The sequence below is a fragment of the Flavobacterium agri genome (assembly GCF_013401995.1).
In the GTDB taxonomy this organism is placed as follows: Bacteria; Bacteroidota; Bacteroidia; order Flavobacteriales; family Flavobacteriaceae; genus Flavobacterium; species Flavobacterium agri.
Genome location: NZ_JACBJI010000001.1, coordinates 715,294 through 734,847, shown reverse-complemented (window position 1 = coordinate 734,847; position 19,554 = coordinate 715,294). Strand labels below are relative to the sequence as shown.

The 19,554-nt window shown below is 49.7% G+C and carries 20 protein-coding genes; 3 read left to right on the top strand and 17 right to left on the bottom strand.

Annotated elements, in window-relative coordinates:
- Nucleotides 1–32: 32 nt before the first annotated feature.
- The 17 genes from HZF10_RS03500 to HZF10_RS03420 form a co-directional block, all read right to left on the bottom strand.
- Nucleotides 33–314 carry a hypothetical protein gene (locus tag HZF10_RS03500; protein ID WP_176004789.1) on the bottom strand — a complete coding sequence of 94 codons (282 nt, stop codon included), beginning with the start codon at nt 312–314 and terminating at the stop codon, nt 33–35.
- Between the two features lie 276 nt (nt 315–590).
- Nucleotides 591–833, bottom strand: coding sequence for a hypothetical protein (locus HZF10_RS03495; protein ID WP_176004788.1), 243 nt, complete (start codon nt 831–833; stop codon nt 591–593).
- Nucleotides 834–971: 138 nt separating this feature from the next.
- On the bottom strand, nt 972–1,145 hold the full coding sequence (locus HZF10_RS03490) for a hypothetical protein (RefSeq protein ID WP_176004787.1): 174 nt from the start codon (nt 1,143–1,145) through the stop codon (nt 972–974).
- A gap of 95 nt (nt 1,146–1,240) precedes the next feature.
- Nucleotides 1,241–1,990, bottom strand: a complete 750-nt coding sequence (locus HZF10_RS03485) for a maleate cis-trans isomerase family protein (RefSeq protein WP_306454585.1) — start codon at nt 1,988–1,990, stop codon at nt 1,241–1,243.
- Nucleotides 1,991–2,069: 79 nt separating this feature from the next.
- A complete protein-coding gene (locus HZF10_RS03480; protein WP_176004786.1) occupies nt 2,070–2,246 on the bottom strand; it encodes a hypothetical protein in 177 nt (58 codons plus the stop codon).
- A complete protein-coding gene (locus tag HZF10_RS03475) occupies nt 2,243–3,160 on the bottom strand; it encodes a fumarylacetoacetate hydrolase family protein (RefSeq protein WP_176004785.1) in 918 nt (305 codons plus the stop codon). The genes HZF10_RS03480 and HZF10_RS03475 overlap by 4 nt, the downstream gene beginning before the upstream one ends.
- 35 nt (nt 3,161–3,195) lie before the next feature.
- Nucleotides 3,196–3,579 carry a nuclear transport factor 2 family protein gene (locus tag HZF10_RS03470; protein ID WP_176004784.1) on the bottom strand — a complete coding sequence of 128 codons (384 nt, stop codon included), beginning with the start codon at nt 3,577–3,579 and terminating at the stop codon, nt 3,196–3,198.
- Nucleotides 3,579–4,691: a cupin domain-containing protein gene (locus HZF10_RS03465; RefSeq protein WP_176004783.1), complete on the bottom strand. Its 1,113-nt coding sequence runs from the start codon at nt 4,689–4,691 to the stop codon at nt 3,579–3,581. The genes HZF10_RS03470 and HZF10_RS03465 overlap by 1 nt, the downstream gene beginning before the upstream one ends.
- 72 nt (nt 4,692–4,763) lie before the next feature.
- Nucleotides 4,764–6,086, bottom strand: a complete 1,323-nt coding sequence (locus HZF10_RS03460) for an APC family permease (protein WP_176004782.1) — start codon at nt 6,084–6,086, stop codon at nt 4,764–4,766.
- Nucleotides 6,087–6,104: 18 nt separating this feature from the next.
- Nucleotides 6,105–7,085 carry a carbon-nitrogen hydrolase family protein gene (locus HZF10_RS03455; RefSeq protein ID WP_217703337.1) on the bottom strand — a complete coding sequence of 327 codons (981 nt, stop codon included), beginning with the start codon at nt 7,083–7,085 and terminating at the stop codon, nt 6,105–6,107.
- Nucleotides 7,075–7,503, bottom strand: a complete 429-nt coding sequence (locus HZF10_RS03450; protein WP_176004781.1) for an acyl-CoA thioesterase — start codon at nt 7,501–7,503, stop codon at nt 7,075–7,077. Before HZF10_RS03450 ends, HZF10_RS03455 begins: the two co-directional genes overlap by 11 nt.
- The gene (locus tag HZF10_RS03445; protein WP_176004780.1) at nt 7,503–9,038 is read right to left on the bottom strand and encodes a T9SS type A sorting domain-containing protein; all 1,536 of its coding nucleotides are present in this window, start codon (nt 9,036–9,038) and stop codon (nt 7,503–7,505) included. The genes HZF10_RS03450 and HZF10_RS03445 overlap by 1 nt, the downstream gene beginning before the upstream one ends.
- Nucleotides 9,039–9,062: 24 nt before the next feature.
- Nucleotides 9,063–9,362, bottom strand: coding sequence for a hypothetical protein (locus HZF10_RS03440; RefSeq protein WP_176004779.1), 300 nt, complete (start codon nt 9,360–9,362; stop codon nt 9,063–9,065).
- 13 nt (nt 9,363–9,375) lie between these two features.
- Nucleotides 9,376–10,959, bottom strand: a complete 1,584-nt coding sequence (locus tag HZF10_RS03435; RefSeq protein WP_176004778.1) for an FMN-binding glutamate synthase family protein — start codon at nt 10,957–10,959, stop codon at nt 9,376–9,378.
- The gene (locus HZF10_RS03430) at nt 10,956–12,563 is read right to left on the bottom strand and encodes an AMP-binding protein (protein ID WP_176004777.1); all 1,608 of its coding nucleotides are present in this window, start codon (nt 12,561–12,563) and stop codon (nt 10,956–10,958) included. Before HZF10_RS03430 ends, HZF10_RS03435 begins: the two co-directional genes overlap by 4 nt.
- A gap of 52 nt (nt 12,564–12,615) precedes the next feature.
- Complete coding sequence (locus HZF10_RS03425; RefSeq protein ID WP_176004776.1) at nt 12,616–14,925, bottom strand: oxidoreductase; 2,310 nt, start codon at nt 14,923–14,925, stop codon at nt 12,616–12,618.
- Nucleotides 14,926–15,000: 75 nt separating this feature from the next.
- Entirely contained in the window at nt 15,001–15,606 is a 606-nt protein-coding gene (locus HZF10_RS03420; RefSeq protein ID WP_176004775.1) for a flavin reductase family protein, read from the bottom strand.
- Nucleotides 15,607–15,732: 126 nt separating this feature from the next.
- Here HZF10_RS03420 and HZF10_RS03415 point away from each other — a divergent pair, with 126 nt between their 5' ends.
- From HZF10_RS03415 to acs, 3 genes are all read left to right on the top strand, one after another.
- Nucleotides 15,733–17,250 (top strand): MFS transporter, encoded by a 1,518-nt coding sequence (locus HZF10_RS03415; RefSeq protein WP_176004774.1) that lies wholly within the window; start codon nt 15,733–15,735, stop codon nt 17,248–17,250.
- Nucleotide 17,251: 1 nt separating this feature from the next.
- A complete protein-coding gene (locus HZF10_RS03410) occupies nt 17,252–17,479 on the top strand; it encodes a DUF6814 family protein (RefSeq protein ID WP_176004773.1) in 228 nt (75 codons plus the stop codon).
- Between the two features lie 72 nt (nt 17,480–17,551).
- The gene (gene acs / locus HZF10_RS03405; protein WP_176004772.1) at nt 17,552–19,462 is read left to right on the top strand and encodes an acetate--CoA ligase; all 1,911 of its coding nucleotides are present in this window, start codon (nt 17,552–17,554) and stop codon (nt 19,460–19,462) included.
- The last annotated feature ends 92 nt before the right edge of the window (nt 19,463–19,554 follow it).

Here is a 19,554-nt window from a genome sequence, read left to right as displayed (position 1 = left end):
CGATACCTCGGGGCTTTCCTTTTGATTGACGATCAGACGTTGATCTCACCATCATATCGTCCTGACCGGTCCACTTCGTCTGAAGCGTTTTTGTCGTAAGTGCGCGTGAACGTAGGCGTATGGTTTCGGGCATTGGCATTGACCGAATCGTTGCTTTGGGCAATCGCATCGTCCTGGCTTACGTTGCTGTTCTGTGTGTCGTCGTATTTGTGAAAGTCGTCGGAGTCCTCGAAGCTTTCATCCTTATCGTATGTCGAGGCGTCCTGATTGAGTTCGGGATCGTCTATGCCTCGTTTTTTGTCGTCTGCAATCATAGCTTTAGAATTAGGTTAAACGTTTGTGCTGAAGTGCTAAGGTGCTGAAGTGCGAAAGTCGCTGCCGGTAAATCTTACCGTACTAATTTTTTAGCACTTAAGCACTTTAGCATGTAAGCACTTCTCACTCAAAATTTCCCCAACAGCCAATACACGATAATAAAAATAATGATCATGCTAAGGCAGCCGCCTCCAAGCTTTTTGGCTGTGAATCCGGCGATGATGGTCTTGAAGAATCCGTTCATGTTGTTTGTTATTTAGGTTATTGGTTCCGATTTACTCCATGCCGTGATCGTTGGCGTGACGGTCTACGTTTTGGTTTTTGTCATCGAACTCGCCATCGGTCGTCAATCGGCCTTTGGCATCGTAGTTCGCATCGTTGGTAAGGGTTTCGTCGTGTTCTTTGTACTCGTGTTTACGAGTGGCGTTGCGTACGTTGTCTGCGTTGCGCTGGTTCGAATGGTCGTAATTTTTTTGCCCGTCGTGACGAGCCTGTCCGCCTTTGTTTACAGTTGCCATAATACTCATGTTTTTTGTTAGACGATAAAAGTACCGCCCAAAATCTGCAATCGTGTTATGCAGTTTTCATGAAACTTTTCACCATTTCGCGAAAAAAAAACCGGCTTTGGGAGCCAGCTTCTTAAGGGGTTGTTGTTCTTAGTAGTTGTTTTCGTTGTCGTTCAGGAGAGCGAAATACATCTCATTCGGATCGTAGTCGAGGTCGTAATCCTGATCGTCCGATTCCTCTTCGGAATTATTGATTCGGATGATGTTGTCGAAATCCTCATTTGCACTGTAATCGATGTCGTAATTGTTGTAGTTCGTTTCCATAGGTGGTAGCTTTTAGTGTTGTTTCACAAAATTGACGAAAACGATTTAGAGGATTCTTACAGAATTTTCACCTCCGCTTACACAATTTACCGAAATCAGTACTTTCCACTGAGCAATTGCCCGCCGATAGGGGCTTTTGCTTCGATTCCGAGCTTTTTCATCATTTCATAAGTAGTGCACACCGCGGCCGAGGTTACCGGTATTCCGACTTCTTTCTCGAGCAAATCGATCGCTTCCAAAGACGGCATCTGGACGCAGGCCGAAGCCACGAGGACATCGACTCCTGTCAAATCGAGACGTTTGTAGATTTCCAGAAGGTTCATCGGATTTTGGGCCGCGACTTCAAGATTGTCGGGTATTTCGAGCGCAATCGAGTCGACGACTTCAAAACCCTGATGTTCTATATAATCGACGACCAAATCCGTAAGCGGACGCATGTATGGCGTGATCACGGCGACTTTTTTCGCACCGAGAACCTTCAATCCGTTGATCAACGCACCGGCACTCGTGACGATAGGAGTAGGGAAGTCGTTGGCTACGGTTTCCTGGTGTAGGTTCACTTCCGAAACGCAGTGGTAGCCACGTCCCATGCTCATGATGGCCACAAGGCAGGCATAACCCATGACGTCCACATGCGCGTCCGATAATTCCTGGGCACATTTCAAACTCATCGCATCCATAGCTTCCAATTCTTCCTTGGTCACTTTTTTCATGCGCATGCGGCTCGAGTGGAACGTGAATTTTTCGGGAAGGATGGTTTCGCGTGAACGGAAAATTGCCGGTATTTCGGTTTCCATCGTAACGTTCGATGACGGCACGATCTGGCCGATTCTGTATTTTTTCATAGTAGTTGCTTGGCCGCGAATGACACGAATTCCACTAATCTGACTTTGTGAAAATTCGTGTCATTCGTGGCTGATATTTTTAATTATTACCTTTTTTGAGACTTGACAAAGCCGAAGCGAAAAACAAAAAACTGCCGATCAGGAAAATGATATTGACCGTACGCGCAAAAGGCGGCGTCATGTCAGGGACGAGTTGACCCAGCAACACCAACACATTCAACACGATCAGCACGAGTAAGACGGTTTTATTTTTCATGGTCTATCGATTTTCTTTACGCGATTGGTAAGCGTCCCGATTTTCTCGACGGTCGCTTCCACGACGTCACCGTCCCACATCCATTCCTGTGGTTCGCGTCCGGCGCCGACACCGGCAGGCGTTCCCGTGGCGATGATGTCTCCCGCTTCTAGCGTAAAGACCTCGCTCAAATCCTGTATCAGGTCTTCGATTCGGAACAACATGAATTTGGTATTCGAATTCTGTTTTTCGACTCCGTTGAGTTTTAGCGACAAATTGAGGTTGTGCGGATCTTCAATTTCGTCTTTGGTCACCAAAACCGGCCCCATCGGAGCGAACGTATCCTGTCCTTTGGAGACGATCCACTGTCCGGCGCGGCGGCAATCACGGGCTGAAATGTCGTTGATAACCGTATATCCGAAAACATGATCCATAGCATTTTCCTTGGTCACGTATTTTCCTTTTTTGCCGATGACAACTGCAAGTTCCACTTCCCAATCGAGTTGTTGGGTCAGGTTTTCATTGTGAAGGATATCAGTCTTGGTCGCCGTTACGGTCGTCGGCGGTTTCGAGAAAATCACGGGCTTTTGCGGAAGCGCTTTGTCGGTATCCAAAGTACGTGCGCTTTCGGCCACGTGTTCGGTATAGTTCAATCCGATGCCGATGATGTTCTTCCTCGGACGCGGGATCGGCGCTAATAACGTCGCTTCGTTAATCGGGATCGAACTCGAGGCGATAACATTCTCACTCGATTCTTTTATGGTGTTTTCGATGCGTTTCACTTCGTCAAATCCGGCGTCGATAAGGTCGAGCATGGTTTTCGGAAACGTGAGATTGTGTTTGAAGCCAAGCGTTTCAAGGTCGATGATCGCGTCCTGGTGCAACACGCCGAGTTTGGCTTCGGAATTTTGGGTAGTGTATGTAAGTAGTTTCACTTTATTGGGATACTAATGAATTTTATTTATTGTTTTTATTGGGTTTGGATGCAGCTTCCGCCGATGACTTTCATCTGTCCGTCGAATTTTTTCCACATGCGCACGTAACGGAATTCTCCCGACAACGGTTGGCCGAGCATTTTTCCGCTTGCCGTCATCGTCACGGTAGAAACCGCGCAATCGTCGATCAATGCGATTTCCCCGAAAGTCAAATTGGCCTCGTCAATGGTCATCGTGCCGGCCTTGTGGGAATCGAGATCGGCTTTCTTGGTGACGGTTTGTCCGTTCGGGATCATGAAAATCAAGTCGTCGTGCAGCAATTTGTCGAGGGTTTCCACGTCGCTCGAACGCATGGCTTCAAACAGCAGCTGTTCGCACTGCATGATTTCCTGATGGGTTATGGCAGTTGGGATCGTCATTATTGTGCTACGGATTGGAATCCGTCGTTTTCTGTCAATTCCTGGTCTTGGTACAACCCGAGTTTTTCGATCGTCGGCAAATCGTTGAACGAGAACAGGCATGCATCTTCCGAATCCGAAAGGTTCACATGCTCATGCCACGTCCAGCTTGGCACGCAGAAAATATCGCGTTCTTTCCAATCGAAACGCTTTCCGCCGATAATCGAATACCCGTGCCCTTTGGCGCACTGGTATACGAAAGAGCCCGTGTGTTTGTGTGCTTTTCCTTTGAATCCCGGACGCAATAATTGCATGGATGCGCCCATCGTCTGCATCACATGGCCGCCCGTAAGCGGATTCGAATATTGCATGATGACGCCGTCGAAAGGTGAATCTTCGGTGACTTTCGCGGCCTCGGCCAATGTCGGATATACGTCTTTCCACGCATATTTGAATAAGGGCGAATACGGTTTGTCCCAATCGTGTCCGCTCGGACGCAATCCGGCGCCGGAGTAGGAAAGAGGCAGAAAATTTGTTGGTGTTTTCAACGGCTGTTTTCCGTCAAAAACCGCATAATCGTTGGCTTCGAGCGCATTCACGAGCGGAATGTCGAGTCCGTCCTGCCAAATACAGGTTTTTCCGTTTTCATCGCAACCGTGCTCGTGCCAGGCCGAATTCGGCGTAATCACGAAATCGTTGACCTCGAACGTGACTTTATTTCCGTCGACGACCGTATAACCGCCAGAGCCTTCCATTATAAATCTCAATGCTGATGCTTTATGGCGATGGGCCGAAGTGCTTTCTCCGGGACGCGTCACCTGGATTCCCGTATACAACCAACCGACCGCAGCAGATACGTCCCTGCGTTTGTCGTTCACGAGGTACACGACGCGTCTTCCGGCTTGTTCGGGTGTGACGAGTTCCGAAGATTTGAGCACGAGTTCACGCAAATTCTCGTATTTCCATAACATAGGAACCGAATTCGTGCGCGGTTCCCAAGGTTCTATATCGTTGGCGACGGTCCAAAGCGCGCCCGCACCAAGGGTTTCGAGTTCTTTGTAGTAGGCTTCGAGTTCGGGCGTGTCCTTGACTCGGGCGCGTCCGATCACATCGTCGGAATGTTGTGTTTCCATAGGTTGTGGTTAAAGGTCAAACTTACGATTTAGACGTGTATTTCGCAATCGTTTTCTTTATCGGAAATTGGGTTATGTGCTATTTGTTTTAGGTTGGATAAGACGGAAAATAGGGTAAGAAACCACGGCAATGGCCGCAATGACCAAAAAGCTGTTGCGGTCGCTGTAGGCGAATCCCAAAAACACGGCCAGCGAAAATCCGACGAGTAAAATGGCGGTAAAAGGATAACCCCATGCTTTGTAAGGGCGGATCAGGTCAGGTTCAGAAATACGCAGTTTGATCAGTGAGCAATACGCCAATCCCCAAACGATGACCGACATGAACGTGGCCAATGCGAACAACACCTCGAACGAACCGACGAGTATCAATCCCAACGTAAACGCCGACGAGCACAAAAGCGTGACGATAGGCGTACCACCTTTATTGACTTTGGTGCCCGATTTCACGAAAAACCCGTCGCGGCTCAATCCGTAAAGGATACGCGGCGGAATCATCATATAGGCATTGAGGATTCCGATAATCGAAAAAATAGCGATGACCGTTACGATCGTCGAGCCTTTTTGCCCGAACACGGTTTTCGCCACATCGGAAGCAGCTAACGGAGAATCGGCAATGGCGGCCGCAGGCAACACGTGAAGGAACGCCATATTGATCACGACGTAAATGGCGATGACGATGATCGCGCCCGTGTAAAGCGATTTCGGGATGTTCTTGTTCGGATTTTCGTCTTCCTCGGCAAAAAAGCACACCGCGTACCAACCGTCGTAAGCGCCCAAAGCCATCTGTAACGATTTGAAAAAGCCGATCACGACCCCGAGCGGCATGAGGCGCGGTTCTATCGGAATACGTTTTACGGCAATGTCCGAATACCAGAAACAAGCGACGATCAAAGCCACGAAAAACGCCACTTTGATGATGCTCGTGATTTGCTGCACGATACTGCCGTTCCTGACGCCGCTGACATGGATCAGCATAAACCCGATCAGGAATCCCACGGCTACGACCGTCGTCTGGCCTTTTATTTCGGGAATCAAAATCGCGATGTATTCGCTGATGACGATGCAAAAGAACGCCGGAGCGATCGCGTTGGTGATGTAATCGAACCAACCCGAAAGGAATCCCGCATAATCGCCGAACGCGCGTTTGATGTAATTGTATGAACCGCCGGCCTTCGGAATGGACGTGGCGAGCTCCGAATACGCGCCGCAACCCATCAGGATATAAAGCCCGCCAATCAGCCAACAGGCTACGATAAGCCAGCCGTCGTCGAGATAAGTGGCGATTTCGCCCGGTGTCCTCAAAATGCCGACGCCGATCGTTCCGCCCACGAAAATAGCGATGCCGAAGCCCAATCCGAGTACTTTTTGCAGTTTGTTGTTTGGGTTGGCAGACATCGTTTCTGTGGTTTTAGATTAGTCTTTGCGGAAATCCTCGTGCTTGTCTACAAACGTTATTTTACGCGTCGGGGCCACATTCACGCGCAAATCGAAAATGTCGAAGCGGTTGTAATGCCCCAAAATGTCGTGCATCTGTTTGGGTTGTATGCATTTGGAAAGGTCGATTTCGGCATACGCGATGCCTTCCTCGTCTATCAAAGGCTCTCCAATCACGGCGCCGTTGGGTCCGATGAATCCGGAAAACGCCGAATTTTTGCGCGTCAGCAATTCTTCGGCATTCGGAACATCGGTCTTCATCGCATCCATGATTTCCTGCGAAATCGTTGAACAGGAAACAATCGTGAACAACTTGCCTTCGAACGAATGCGCGGCCGCACGGATTTTTATCGCCTCGGCCATGTTGTAATCGGGTGGAGCGACGGGAAGCGAAATGTAATTGGCGATGTGTACGAGTTCGCCTTGGGAAAGCAACGTGAAACGTGCCAACGTATTGGTGTTTTCGCCGCAGGCAAGCGTTCCCACAGGCCCGACTTGCGTATCGTAAACCTTAAGTGAAGAACCGTCGCCCGAAGTCCACGTCAATTTTTCGGCCCAGGTCGGAACTAATTTTCGGTGTTTTCCGATAAGGTTGCCCGAATTGTCGATAATCAGGTTCGTATTGTAGATCTCGCCATAACTTTCGCCTCTTTCGTTGATTCCGATCACGATATGGATGTCGAATTCTTTCGCCGCATCATAAATCTTCTGCATGTCGGGTCCGAAAACATCTACCGAATTGCGGTACAGTTTTTCATACCAGGCGCTGCCCTGAACCGGCGTCATGATCCAGTTCCAATATGGATATCCTGAGATGAAAACCTCTGGGAAAGCGATAAGTTTCGCTCCGTTCGAAGCGGCTTCCTTTATGATGGAAACGGCTTTGTCTACCGTTTTTTCGACGTTTAGGAAAACAGGTGAAGTCTGAACGGTGGCGGCTTTGAATTTTTTAAAGTCCATCAGTCGGGATTTGGAATTTGGAAATTTTATTTCGGGTGTCGTCCTCAAAAGGAACGGCTTTGATCTGGTTCGATGCTTTGTCGAGCCCGACATTCACGAGCGTCACTTCGCCTTCAAGGCAAACACTCGAATCGGCCTGCTTGAACTGGAAACCGCAAGTAACCGATGCGCCGCCTACGTTTTTGACCCAAAGCGACTTGGTAAGCACGTCTCCGATGCGTCCGGGTTTCTTAAACTGGACTTTGAGGTCGACGGTCGGAATACCGTTGGTTTCGTGTATTTTAGAAAACGGACGGTCGAGTGCTTCCTCGAACCAATCTTCGACAAGATCGTTGAGCATTTCGAGAAATCTCGGGTAAAAGACGATCCCGGCGAAATCGACGTGTTTGAAACGGATGGTTTCGGTTTTGGTGAACATTACTTTTTGATGAATTTTGAAGTGAATGATTTGTTGCCGGCCGAAATCGCGATCAGGTACGTTCCCGAAGCCAGACTGGAAACGTCAACGGAATTCGAAACCGGATTTTCAGACAATACCGTTTTACCTGTCATATCGGTAATCGTAACGGAATCAGCCGTCATTCCGTCTCGGAAGCGCAGCTGTAATTCGGTTGCGACAGGATTCGGAAACAATTCTACACTAATCGGATCCGGATGGTCGACCGCCAATGCTTCCGGAACCAATTTGGTTACGTAAAAATCGTAAATGCCGTGATTGGGTTGCACGTCATATTCGTTGTTCGACTCGGTGTAGCCAATGGTCGCATAACCGCCGTCGGAAGTGAGACAAAGGCCGTATGCCACGTCGCTTGAGCTGGCTCCGATACATTTTTGCCAAATGATGTCGAGGTTTGGGTCAAATCGCACGAGCCAAACGTCGAATTGCCCGTGATTTCCCGAAACGTCTCCCGTATTCGAGAGCGTATTGCCCGCCACGACGATATCGCCGTTGCTTGCAAGCTCGATGGATTCGAACGAATCGGAACCTTCGCCACCGTAAAGATGCGATTCCAGAATCTGGCCGTCCATGCCGATTTTCAAAAGCCAACCGTCGTGGACGTCGTGCTGCTGGTTTACGTCTCCGTCATCGGAGGCGGTAGTTCCGGCCAAAATATAAGCGCCATCTACTTCAACCGCCGAATAGAACACGTCGAACAAAGATCCTCCGTATTGTTTACTCCATTGAAGCGTGCCATCGGCAGCGATTTTCAACGCGTAGCCATCTTCAATCCCGTGATTCTGCGTAAGGTCGCCGTCGTTCGAATTCGTATAGCCCAAAGCCAGATAACCGCCATCGGATGTCGAAATCGCTTTGTGGATGATATCTTCGCCCGAACCACCATACACGTGTTGCCAAACGATATTCGCCGATGCGTCTATTTTTATGATCCAAAGGTCTTCGATGCCGTGATTCGTGCCAACTTGGCCGTCCGTAGATCGGGAATGGCCAAATAAGACATAGCCCGCATCCGGAGTTTCGATCACCTGATCCAAAAAGTCGTTGTGCGTTCCGCCGAAGCTTTTCTGCCAAAACACATTTCCCGTATTGGCCGACGCGCTCACTTTCGCAATCCAGTAATCGCCCATGCCGTGGCTTTGGGAAACATCGCCGTTGCTCGAATATGTAGTGCCGGCTATGATGTAATTGCCGTCTTGGGTCGGGATGACTTTGCGGCCGTGATCGGATAATGCGCCGCCAAATGCGCGGTTCCAGGCAGTCGTTCCGTCTGGATTGAGTTTTACGAGCCACATTTCGTTGTCGCCGTGCGCATTCTGGACGGCCGAGGTTTGGGACCAAGCGTCGCCCATAACGACGATTCCGCCGTCGTTGGTTTCGGCAATGTCCATTCCGATGTCTACGGAGCTTGTGCCCAATGTGCGGTTCCATTGTACCACGGGCGCCTGACCGAGGGCACAGGCAGGTAATAGCAGGTAAAGTAGTTTTTTTATCATATGTGTCGTTGTGTTGTTTTTCGCTTAGGATTTTTGCGATTTCCGAAACATCATTTTTTGATGAATTTGGTCGAAAACGTTTTGTCGGAAGTCTTTACGGTCACTTGATAAGACCATCCACATATCATTCTCGCCGTGCGCGCCAAAAACCTGTCCGTTGTTGGACCAGGCGTCGCCGATCATCACAGAGCCGCCGTTGGCCGTTTGGATCAAGTCGGTCGCCATGTCCGAAGAAGATCCTCCGAGCGATTGTGTCCATTGCACGGTGGGCGTTTGGGCCATCGCAAATAACGGAAGCGTCAATAAAAGTAAATTTCTTATCATGTTGTTTGGTGTTTCAGAAAGTTGCGGAAGACGCCTTCTTCCAATCGTAAAAAAATTTGTCGGGAACGGTTTCCGGCTGCAGCATGCATCCAGGCTTGAGTTCGGGAAACAATTCGGCGAACGTGCGGATGTTGGTCTTGTCGATGCGCATACTCACTACGTCGCGTCCCACCTTGTCCGGATGGTCGATTCCCGCCGAAGCCATAAGCTCCATAGCCGATTTGACGGTTTCGTGTTGGTATCGGGCCACACGTACGCTCTTGAGATTCGGGTCGAGCCCGCTTACGAGTTTCGGATCTTGGGTCGCAACGCCCGTCGGACAGGTGTTGGCATGACATTGCAAAGCTTGGATACAGCCTAGCGCGAACATCATCCCGCGTGCGGAATTACACAAATCGGCACCCATCGAAAGCGCACGGATAATGTCGAATCCGCTGATGATTTTTCCGCTCGCGATGATCTTGATTTGGTCTTTGAGGCCGAATCCGTTGAGGCAATCGTAAACGAAGGCCAACGCATCGCGCAACGGCATGCCTACATGATCGGAATATTCGATAGGAGCGGCGCCTGTTCCGCCTTCGCCACCGTCTACCGTGACGAAATCGAAATACGTCTTGGTTTCGATCATGGCTTTGCAGATCGCGATGAACTCCGATTTGTTGCCGATGCAGATTTTCATGCCGATCGGTTTTCCGCCAGACAGAAGGCGTAGCGTTTTCACGAAATCCATCAATTCCAAAGGCGTCTTGAAAGCCGAATGTTTGGGCGGAGAGATGATATCGCCTCCTTTTTTGACCAAACGGATTGCCGCAATTTCATCGGTGACTTTCTCTTTCGGAAGAATCCCGCCGTGTCCCGGTTTTGCGCCTTGCGAGAACTTGATCTCGATCATCTTGACATTGTCGAGCGTGGCGCGCGCAGCGAAATGTTCAGGTGAGAAATTGCCGTATTCGTCGCGACAGCTGAAATAGCCCGTACCGATGTTCCAGACGACGTCTCCTCCGTTGTCGAGGTGATAGGGTGAAAGCCCGCCTTCGCCCGTATTGTGGAAAAACCCTCCTTGCTTGGCGCCCGAATTCAAAGCAATGATTGCGTTCTGGCTCAACGAACCGTAACTCATCGCGCTGATGTTGAAAAGGCTTGCCATATAAGGCTTGGTACATTGTGAAGAGCCGATCTGTACTTTCGGATTTTCGTCTATGTCCTGAAAAGCGATGGCTTTGATGCTGTGGTTGATCCATTGATAACCTTCGTCGTACACGTTAAGTTGTGTGCCGAACGGTTTCGTGTCGAGTTCTTTTTTGCTTCGCGCGTAGACCAAACCGCGTTGTAAACGGTCGAACGGACGTCCGGCAATGTCGGTTTCTACAAAATATTGACGTATTTCAGGTCCGATCGATTCCAAAAGGTAACGCAATCTGCCCACAAGCGGGAAATTCCTGCGGATCGCGTGTCTCGATTGGTACATATCGAACAATCCCATACCGATAAGCGGCAGAAAAAAAACGAGCAGAAACAAGAATTTCCAGTTCACGTATGCCAAAATTGCAGTGAGGACCAAAGCGGTTGCCGTGAAAACCAGAAAAACTTTTCTCATGATGTCTGTTTGAGTTTGAAACGTTGGATTTTGCCAGTTTCCGTCTTCGGAAGCTGGTCTATAAAGTTAACGATTCTCGGGTATTTATAAGGTGCGGCCGCCAATTTGAACCATTCCTGGATTTCTTTGGCTTTTTCGGCACAGGCGGCGTCCAGATCCTTAAGGACGACATGGGCGCAAACCAACATGCCGCGTTCTTCGTCCGGTGCGGCGGTGACGGCACATTCGGCGATTTCGGGATGGCCGAGCAACACGCTCTCGACCTCGATGGCCGATATGTTGTAACCCGACGAAATGATCATGTCGTCACCTCTGGCCACAAACCAGAAATAGCCGTCTTCGTCGCATTTGAAGATGTCTCCGGTGATGTTCCAGCCGTTCTCGACGTATTCGCGTTGCTTGTCGGGCGCATTGAGGTATTTGCAACCCGTGATGCCGCGCACCGCAAGTCGTCCGGCATGACCCGAAGGCAAATCGTTTCCGAGGTGGTCGACGATTTTCGCTTCGTATCCGCGTACGGCCAATCCGGTAGCGCCGGGTTTCATGTTTTCTTCGGAAGACGAGATGAAAATGTGCAGGATTTCGGTCGATCCGATACCGTCAATGATTTTGAGTCCTGTTGCTTCGTGCCAATCGTTCCAGACTTTTAAAGGCAAGGTTTCCCCGGCCGAAACGCATTTGCGCAGCGACGATATGTCGAAATCACTGACAAGCGTCGTAAGCACGCGATACGCCGTCGGAGCGGTAAAACAGATCGTGATTTTGTGTTCCGAAATGGCTTTGAGCAACATATCGGGAGACGCTTTCTCGATCAAAAAAGTCGATGCCCCGAAATAAAACGGGAACAACACCATGCCGCCAAGCCCGAAAGTAAACCCGAGCGGCGGACTTCCCGTAAAAATATCGTCGGGCGTCGGTTGAAGCGAATATTTAGGGAACGCCTCGCAAATCAAGAGTACGTCCTTGTGGTAATGCGACGTCATCTTGGGCTTTCCGGTCGTTCCCGAAGTGAATCCGATAAGGCTGATGTCGGTCGAAGCCGTATTGAAATTGTCGAAAGATGTCGGTTTGTCGTGCATCAGACGCTCCAATTCCGATGGATTGTTTCCGGTTCCGTCAAACGCGCAGATCTTTTTCAAAAAATCCGATTTCACAGCGATCATTTCCTCGAGCAGCCGCGCATCGCAGAACACATGTGAGATTTCGGCGCTGTCGCACATCACGGTAAGCTCCTTTTCGCGCAAAAGCGGCATCGTGGCCACGACGATTCCGCCGGCTTTGAGAATCCCGAACCAGCAAGCCACGAACATCGGGTTGTTCGCCGAACGGATCATGACACGGTTGCCCGAAACGAAATCCAAATCATTTGTGAGTACATGGGCAATCTGGTTCGCCTTTTCGAAAAGCTGCCCGAATGTCCAGTTGCCGTCAAAAGTGTGTATCGCAATCTTGTCGACATTCCCTTCGCGGATGTGGCGGTCGAGTAGGTAATCGACGCAATTGAGTTCGTCCGGGAATCGGAAATCGGGATCGTCAAGGATGATGTCGGCCATCAATTCTTTTGGAGGAAGATGGTTTTGGGCGAAATGATCGAGGTAAGCCATACCTTTTTGTTTTAGCCACGAATTGCACGAATGCCGCGAATCCGTGTTGGGTTTATTTGGTTTTTTTGTGGGATTCGGGTTTGAGCGCTTTCTTCATGCCTTCTTTTTCCTTTCGCTCCGATTTTTTGAACTGGAACAACGAATTCGTGGCCAACGTATATTGGTTCGGAATGTCGTCGGGCTGGAATTGCTCGTAAGCCTGAGCATGACGCACAAAATTCGGGTCGAGCAACAAGGGTTTCCCGAGCGCGACGAGATCGGCTCTTCCGTTCAAAAGAATCGTGTTGATCTGGTCGATATCCTGGATGAAACCGGCCGTAATCGTCGGAATGTGGACCGTGTTGCGGATCGCGTCCGAAAAAGGCGTCATCCACATCCTGCCGACTTCGGGCTTTTGATGGGAAACCGTATTTCCCGAAGAAACGTCGATCACGTCCGCGCCGGCTTCTTTAAAAGCTTGGGCGATGATCAGGACTTCGTCGTCGGTAATTCCGTTTTCGGCCCAATCGCAAGCGGTAAGTCGCACCGACATGGGTTTGTCGGCGTTGAAAACTTCTCGCATGGCCGTAAATACTTCTAGTGGGAAACGCAATCTGTTTTCGATGCTTCCGCCATATTCGTCGGTTCGGATATTCGTCAGAGGCGACAGGAAAGACGCGATCAAAAAGCCGTGATGCGCTTGTAATTCGATCATGTCGAAACCGGCTTCGTCGGCATTTACGGCGGCGTTTACGAATTCGGCCGTAACTTTGTGCATGTCCGAAACGGTCATTTCGCGAGGTGTCGGCATGATATCGTTGAACGGAATTGCCGAGGCCGACATGATGTCCCAGCCGTTGTTTTCCAAAGGCACGGTGAATTGTCCGTTTTGCGGTAGCTTGACCGAACCCTTTCGACCGCAATGGCCAAGTTGTATTCCTATTTTCGATTTGCTGTTGCGATGGATAAAATCAACTATTTTTTTCCACGCAAGTGTCTGTTCTTCATTGTAAATTCCGGCGTCACCTAAAGTAATCCGTCCTTCTTCGGAAACCGATGTGATCTCGGTAATGATAAGCCCGACGCCGCCTGTGGCACGAGAGCCATAATGTACCAGATGCCAATCGGAAACCAATCCGTTTTCGGCTGAATATTGGCTCATAGCCGACATCGCGATTCGGTTTTTGAGATGCATGCCGCGAAGGTCGAATCCGGTAAAAGCCGCAGGAACGCTTACTTTGAAATTCCCGATTGCACAATTGAACTCGGTCAATACTTTTTGGGTGAACGACGGATCGCGCAGCTGCAAATTCTCGAACGTGACCTTTTTGGCTCGCGTCATGACCCCGAAAGCAAATTGGTAGAAGTCGTGTTGCATGTGGCGGTCCATATGCTCGAACCAATCGAGGGAAACGCCCGCAGCGTGCTGGATTTGCTCAACGCGGTTTCTTCTTGTCGATTCGTAATGTGCAAACGCATTTTGCTTGTCAGGTCCGAATTTTATGATCGAATCGGCTAGGCCTATCGCGCATTCCATCGCGAGTTTGGTTCCCGAACCGATAGAGTAGTGGGCCGTCGCTTTGGCATCACCGAGCAAAACCATGTTATCGTGGTGCCATTTTTCGTTGGTGATTGTTGGGAATTGACGCCAATGGGATCGGTTCGAAATCAAACCGTGGCCGTCGAGTTCCTCTTTGAAAATCTCCGAAAGTTTGGCGATCGTACCTGCTTCGTCTTCGGTCACGAACCCCGCTTTTTCCCAGGTTTCGGGCGTGCATTCGAAAATCCAGGTGCTTTTGCCTTGTTCGTATTGGTAGGTATGGGCGACAAATGCGCCGAAATCCGTTGAACGGAAAAAATACGTGAACGCATTGAGCGGTTTGGTCGAGCCGAGCCACACGAATTTGTTGCGCTGCAGTTTTATTTTCGTGCCGAATTCCGAAGCGAACTGTTCACGGATTTGGCTGTTGATGCCGTCTGCGGCTATGATGTAGTCGGAATCCGAAAATTGCGACAGATCCGAAACATTGGCTTCGAAATGCAAATTGACGCCTTCTTCGTTGCAGCGTTGTTGCAACAATTGAAGCAATGTTTTGCGTGAACAGCCGCAGAAACCGTTGCCCGTGATTCGTACGATTTCGCCGTCGCGCGCTACGTCGAGTTCGTCCCAATATGCGAAATTCGTTCGGATGAGTTCGTATGATTTTGGATCGCGCGATAGGAATTCGCTCAACGTTTCATCCGAAAAAACCACACCAAAACCGAAAGCGTCATCGGCTTTGTTGCGTTCGTAAATATCGATTTGCGTCTGCGGAAGCGCTTTTTTGAGCAGGATGGAAAAGTAGAGGCCGCCTGGTCCGCCGCCGATTACCGTTATTTTCATTTTTTGTTTATTGTTTATTCGAGACCTCAAAGGTTTTCAAAACCTTTGAGGTCTTGTTTAAAGAATCCAAGTCAATCACAACCTTTTTATCGTAAAAATCTCGCCCAATTTCGCATAGTTCGCGCCGGCAAGCCTGGCCACAGGTCGATACGTCTCAAGGTTGATCTTATGGTTGTCGAGTAATACGTTGTCGTCGAAATGCATCATCACGATTTTTCCGACCATCATCACCGCACCACCGTATTTATGGTTCTCGAGCGCAAAATGATGCACGAGTTCACACTCGAAGTGGATCGGGCTTTCGGCTACGCGGAACGGTTTTACTTTTTGTGAAGCGATCGGCGTAAGTCCGGCCAATACGAATTCGTCTGTGTCATGTGGCACGATCGAGGCCGTGAGGTTCATTTTCTCGACGGTTTCCTCGGTGACCATGTTCACGACGAACTGTTTCGTGGCGAGCACGTTGTTAAGCGTGTCCTTGTTTTTGTCGCCTCCGCGCACGGTCGAAAACATCACGTGCGGCGGGTCTTCGCCGATGGCGTTGAAAAACGAGAAAGGGGCGAGGTTGTTGATTCCGTCTTCGCTAATGCTCGAAATCCATCCGATAGGACGCGGGATTACCGATCCGGTAAGCAGTTTGTAAACGGCCGATTGGTCGAGCGTTTCGGGATCGAATTGCATGTTGGTTGGTTGTTTTCACAAATTAAATAAAAATCGGGCTTTATTTTTTCGATTTTTTCCGCAATCGGCAAAGAAATTATCGACTGTGGAATTTTTTTCTAAATTTAGGAACCAAACCAACTAATTATGAGGGACAAATCTACGCGCGGTATCTGGAAAGTCATTTCGGCTTCATCGATGGGTACTTTGATCGAATGGTATGATTTCTATATTTTCGGAAGCCTTGCCGTCGTGATTTCGACCAAATTCTTCCCGTCCGACAATCCGACAGCAGCCTTTTTATCGACACTCGCCACATTTGCAGCCGGTTTCGTCGTGCGACCGTTCGGTGCGCTGTTCTTTGGCAGGTTGGGCGATCTGATCGGACGCAAATATACGTTCATGGTCACGTTGCTGCTCATGGGCGGCGCGACATTCCTTATAGGATGCGTGCCGAGTTTCGAGACCATTGGGTATACCGCTCCGATTTTGGTGCTGTTGCTGCGATTGCTGCAAGGCTTGGCGCTCGGAGGCGAATACGGAGGCGCCGCGACCTATGTGGCCGAACATGCTCCCAAAGACCAACGCGGTTATTGGACGTCGTGGATACAAACTACCGCAACCGTCGGCCTTTTCGTTTCGCTCGTCGTGATCCTGGCCACCAAAACGGTGCTTTCTCCCGAAGCGTTTGACGAATGGGGCTGGCGCGTTCCGTTCTGGATTTCGATCCTCATGGTACTCGTGTCGTATCAAATCCGTAAAAAAATGCACGAATCGCCCGCGTTTTCAAAAGCAAAGGCCGAGGGAAAGACGAGTACGAATCCGCTAAAGGAAAGTTTCGGCAACAAATACAACCTCAAATTCGTGCTGCTCGCGCTTTTCGGAGCCACGATGGGGCAAGGCGTGGTCTGGTACACGGGACAATTTTACGCGATGAGTTTCCTCAAGACCGTGATGAACATCGAGTCTAACCAGGTCGATGCGTTGCTCGGGATCGCCTTATTGCTCGGAACGCCGTTTTTTGTGGTTTTCGGATGGTTAAGCGACAAGATCGGACGCAAAACGATCATGTTGACGGGAATGTTGTTAGCCATTTTGTTATATCGACCTATTTATAAGACGATGTATCAAACGGTCGATCTCGCAAGCAAGACGCGCACCGAGACCGATGGTTTACCGGCTGGAATGAATCTCGAAAAAGGCGAAGTGTATTTCGTTTCTTCTACAGGATATACCGACGGAACTGCCGCTTCAGTAAAAACGACTTATCATTTCGATGAATCCCAACCTCTCGGACGAGGCGAATTCAAGGAAAGCAAAGCGACGGTTACCGCAAACGAATCCGATAAATGGACATTGGTTTTTCTGGTTTGGATTCAAGTCATTTTCGTCACTATGGTCTACGGACCGATCGCGGCTTTTCTCGTCGAGATGTTCCCGCTTAAGATCAGGTATACGTCGATGTCGCTTCCGTATCACGTCGGCAACGGGATTTTCGGCGGATTGCTTCCCGCGATTTCGACTTATCTCGTGACGAACGCCAAAGAAGCCGCAGACGTGGAATTTTACCTCGAAGGCTTGTGGTATCCGATCATCATCGCTTCTATAAGTTTCACGATAGGACTCATTTACCTCACCAAAAAAGACACCACGCAACACGACTGATATGGACGCACTCAAAAAAATACTCGGCATCGTTTGGATAGGATTGGCGCTCGCCGCTGCCTATTTCGGCATTTTCAACTTCGGATTGCCCAAATTGTCGACGGGAAAACAGGAAGACCTCGTGTTCGGAATCATCATCCTTTTCGTGCTCACGCCTTTGATCGTGGCCGGATTGGCGATTTTCGGATGGTACGCGCTCAAAGGCGAATACGACAACCGAAAATTATGACGCATTTGGCGCGCATTTGTTAGTGCCGAAACCCGCGGATGCTTAAATTTGTGAGTACCAACTTTAAGATCAATGAGCTATTACCGCATTTCCTCTCTGGAACAATACTTCAAACATTACAACAAATCCATCCGCGAGCCGCGCAAATTCTGGGGCAAGATTGCCGAAGAGAACTTCACCTGGTACCAAATGTGGGACAAGGTCATCGATTTCGACATGGGCGAAGCCGACGTAAAATGGTTCGTGAACGCCAAGGTCAACATCGTCAAGAACTGTGTCGACCGTCATTTGGCGCGACGAGGCAACAAGACCGCGATCATTTTCGAACCCAACGACCCGAACGAAGAAGCCCAACACATCACGTATAACGAGCTGCACCAACGCGTATGTAAAATGGCCAACGTTTTGCGCGAACAAGGCGTCAAGAAAGGCGATCGCGTGTGCATTTACTTGCCGATGATTCCCGAATTGGCCGTCGCCGTATTGGCGTGTGCGAGAATAGGGGCGATCCATTCGGTGGTTTTCGCCGGATTTTCGGCTTCGGCCGTCGCGACGCGTATCAACGATTGCGAATGTTATATGGTCATCACTTCCGATGGCGGATTTCGCGGCGACAAGACCGTACACCTAAAAAGTATCATTGACGAGGCGTTGCAACACTGCCCGACGGTCCACAAAGTATTGGTCGTGAAGCGCACGGGCGAAGAGGTGAACATGACCTATGGCCGTGACATGTGGCTGCAGCCTTTGCTCGACGAAGCTTCAGACAACAACGTCGCCGAAATCATGGATGCCGAAGATCCGTTGTTCATCCTGTACACATCGGGATCAACCGGAAAACCCAAAGGAATGCTGCACACGACCGCTGGTTATATGGTCTACACGGCTTATACGTTCAAGAATATTTTCGCTTACGAAGAAAACGACGTGTATTGGTGCACGGCCGATATCGGTTGGATTACGGGCCATTCGTATATTTTATACGGACCGCTTTTGAACGGCGCGACGACCGTGATTTTTGAAGGCGTTCCGTCGTATCCCGATTTCAGCCGTTTTTGGGAAGTCATCGAAAAGCACAAAGTCAACCAGTTTTATACCGCTCCGACGGCAATCCGTTCGCTTGCAAAAGAAAGTATCGATTACGTGCAAGGCTATCCGTTGAAATCGCTCAAAGTAATCGGCTCGGTCGGAGAACCGATCAACGAAGAAGCGTGGAATTGGTATAACGACCACGTAGGAGGAAAGCGCTGCCCGCTTGTCGATACCTGGTGGCAGACCGAAACCGGCGGCATCATGATTTCACCCGTTCCTTTCGTAACTCCGACAAAACCAACCTATGCGACACTTCCGTTGCCGGGAATCCAACCGGTTTTGATGGATGAAAAACGAAACGAGATCGAAGGCAACCAAGTCGTCGGAAGCCTGTGCATAAAATTCCCTTGGCCCGCGATCGCACGTACGATCTGGGGTGATCACCAACGTTATAAAGACACGTATTTCTCTACATTTCCGGGTAAATATTTTACGGGAGACGGCGCGCTTCGCGATGAAGTCGGCTACTACCGCATCACCGGACGCGTAGACGACGTCGTCATCGTTTCGGGCCACAATCTCGGAACCGCTCCGATCGAAGACGCGATCAACGAACACCAGGCGGTTGCGGAAAGCGCTATCGTAGGATTTCCGCACGACATCAAAGGAAACGCGCTTTACGGCTACATCATCCTTAAGGAACACGGAGAGACACGCGACCAGAAAAACCTCAGGAACGAAATCAATAAGCTCATTTCCGACCAAATCGGGCCGATCGCCAAACTCGATAAGATCCAGTTCGTGTCCGGTCTTCCCAAAACGCGTTCGGGTAAGATCATGAGGCGTATTTTGCGCAAGATAGCCGAGGGAGATTTCAGCAATTTCGGAGATACGACGACGTTGCTCAATCCGGAGATCGTCGAGGAAATCAAATCGGGAAGAATCGAATGATCGAGAAAGAGTAAAGATTTGACCGCAATTGGGTAGGTTTTTCCGCTTATTTGCGGTCATTTTATTTTTTTAGAACTGGCATAAAATAGAAT

Coding starts and splice junctions, on each gene's coding strand:
- HZF10_RS03500 (WP_176004789.1), bottom strand. CDS start 314: ATGATTGCAGACGACAAAAAACGAGGCATAGACGATCCCGAACTCAAT.
- HZF10_RS03495 (WP_176004788.1), bottom strand. CDS start 833: ATGGCAACTGTAAACAAAGGCGGACAGGCTCGTCACGACGGGCAAAAA.
- HZF10_RS03490 (WP_176004787.1), bottom strand. CDS start 1,145: ATGGAAACGAACTACAACAATTACGACATCGATTACAGTGCAAATGAG.
- HZF10_RS03485 (WP_306454585.1), bottom strand. CDS start 1,990: ATGAAAAAATACAGAATCGGCCAGATCGTGCCGTCATCGAACGTTACG.
- HZF10_RS03480 (WP_176004786.1), bottom strand. CDS start 2,246: ATGAAAAATAAAACCGTCTTACTCGTGCTGATCGTGTTGAATGTGTTG.
- HZF10_RS03470 (WP_176004784.1), bottom strand. CDS start 3,579: ATGACGATCCCAACTGCCATAACCCATCAGGAAATCATGCAGTGCGAA.
- HZF10_RS03465 (WP_176004783.1), bottom strand. CDS start 4,691: ATGGAAACACAACATTCCGACGATGTGATCGGACGCGCCCGAGTCAAG.
- HZF10_RS03460 (WP_176004782.1), bottom strand. CDS start 6,086: ATGTCTGCCAACCCAAACAACAAACTGCAAAAAGTACTCGGATTGGGC.
- HZF10_RS03455 (WP_217703337.1), bottom strand. CDS start 7,085: ATGGACTTTAAAAAATTCAAAGCCGCCACCGTTCAGACTTCACCTGTT.
- HZF10_RS03450 (WP_176004781.1), bottom strand. CDS start 7,503: ATGTTCACCAAAACCGAAACCATCCGTTTCAAACACGTCGATTTCGCC.
- HZF10_RS03445 (WP_176004780.1), bottom strand. CDS start 9,038: ATGATAAAAAAACTACTTTACCTGCTATTACCTGCCTGTGCCCTCGGT.
- HZF10_RS03440 (WP_176004779.1), bottom strand. CDS start 9,362: ATGATAAGAAATTTACTTTTATTGACGCTTCCGTTATTTGCGATGGCC.
- HZF10_RS03435 (WP_176004778.1), bottom strand. CDS start 10,959: ATGAGAAAAGTTTTTCTGGTTTTCACGGCAACCGCTTTGGTCCTCACT.
- HZF10_RS03430 (WP_176004777.1), bottom strand. CDS start 12,563: ATGGCTTACCTCGATCATTTCGCCCAAAACCATCTTCCTCCAAAAGAA.
- HZF10_RS03425 (WP_176004776.1), bottom strand. CDS start 14,925: ATGAAAATAACGGTAATCGGCGGCGGACCAGGCGGCCTCTACTTTTCC.
- HZF10_RS03420 (WP_176004775.1), bottom strand. CDS start 15,606: ATGCAATTCGATCCCGAAACGCTCGACCAATCGGCCGTTTACAAACTG.
- HZF10_RS03415 (WP_176004774.1), top strand. CDS start 15,733: ATGAGGGACAAATCTACGCGCGGTATCTGGAAAGTCATTTCGGCTTCA.
- HZF10_RS03410 (WP_176004773.1), top strand. CDS start 17,252: ATGGACGCACTCAAAAAAATACTCGGCATCGTTTGGATAGGATTGGCG.
- acs (WP_176004772.1), top strand. CDS start 17,552: ATGAGCTATTACCGCATTTCCTCTCTGGAACAATACTTCAAACATTAC.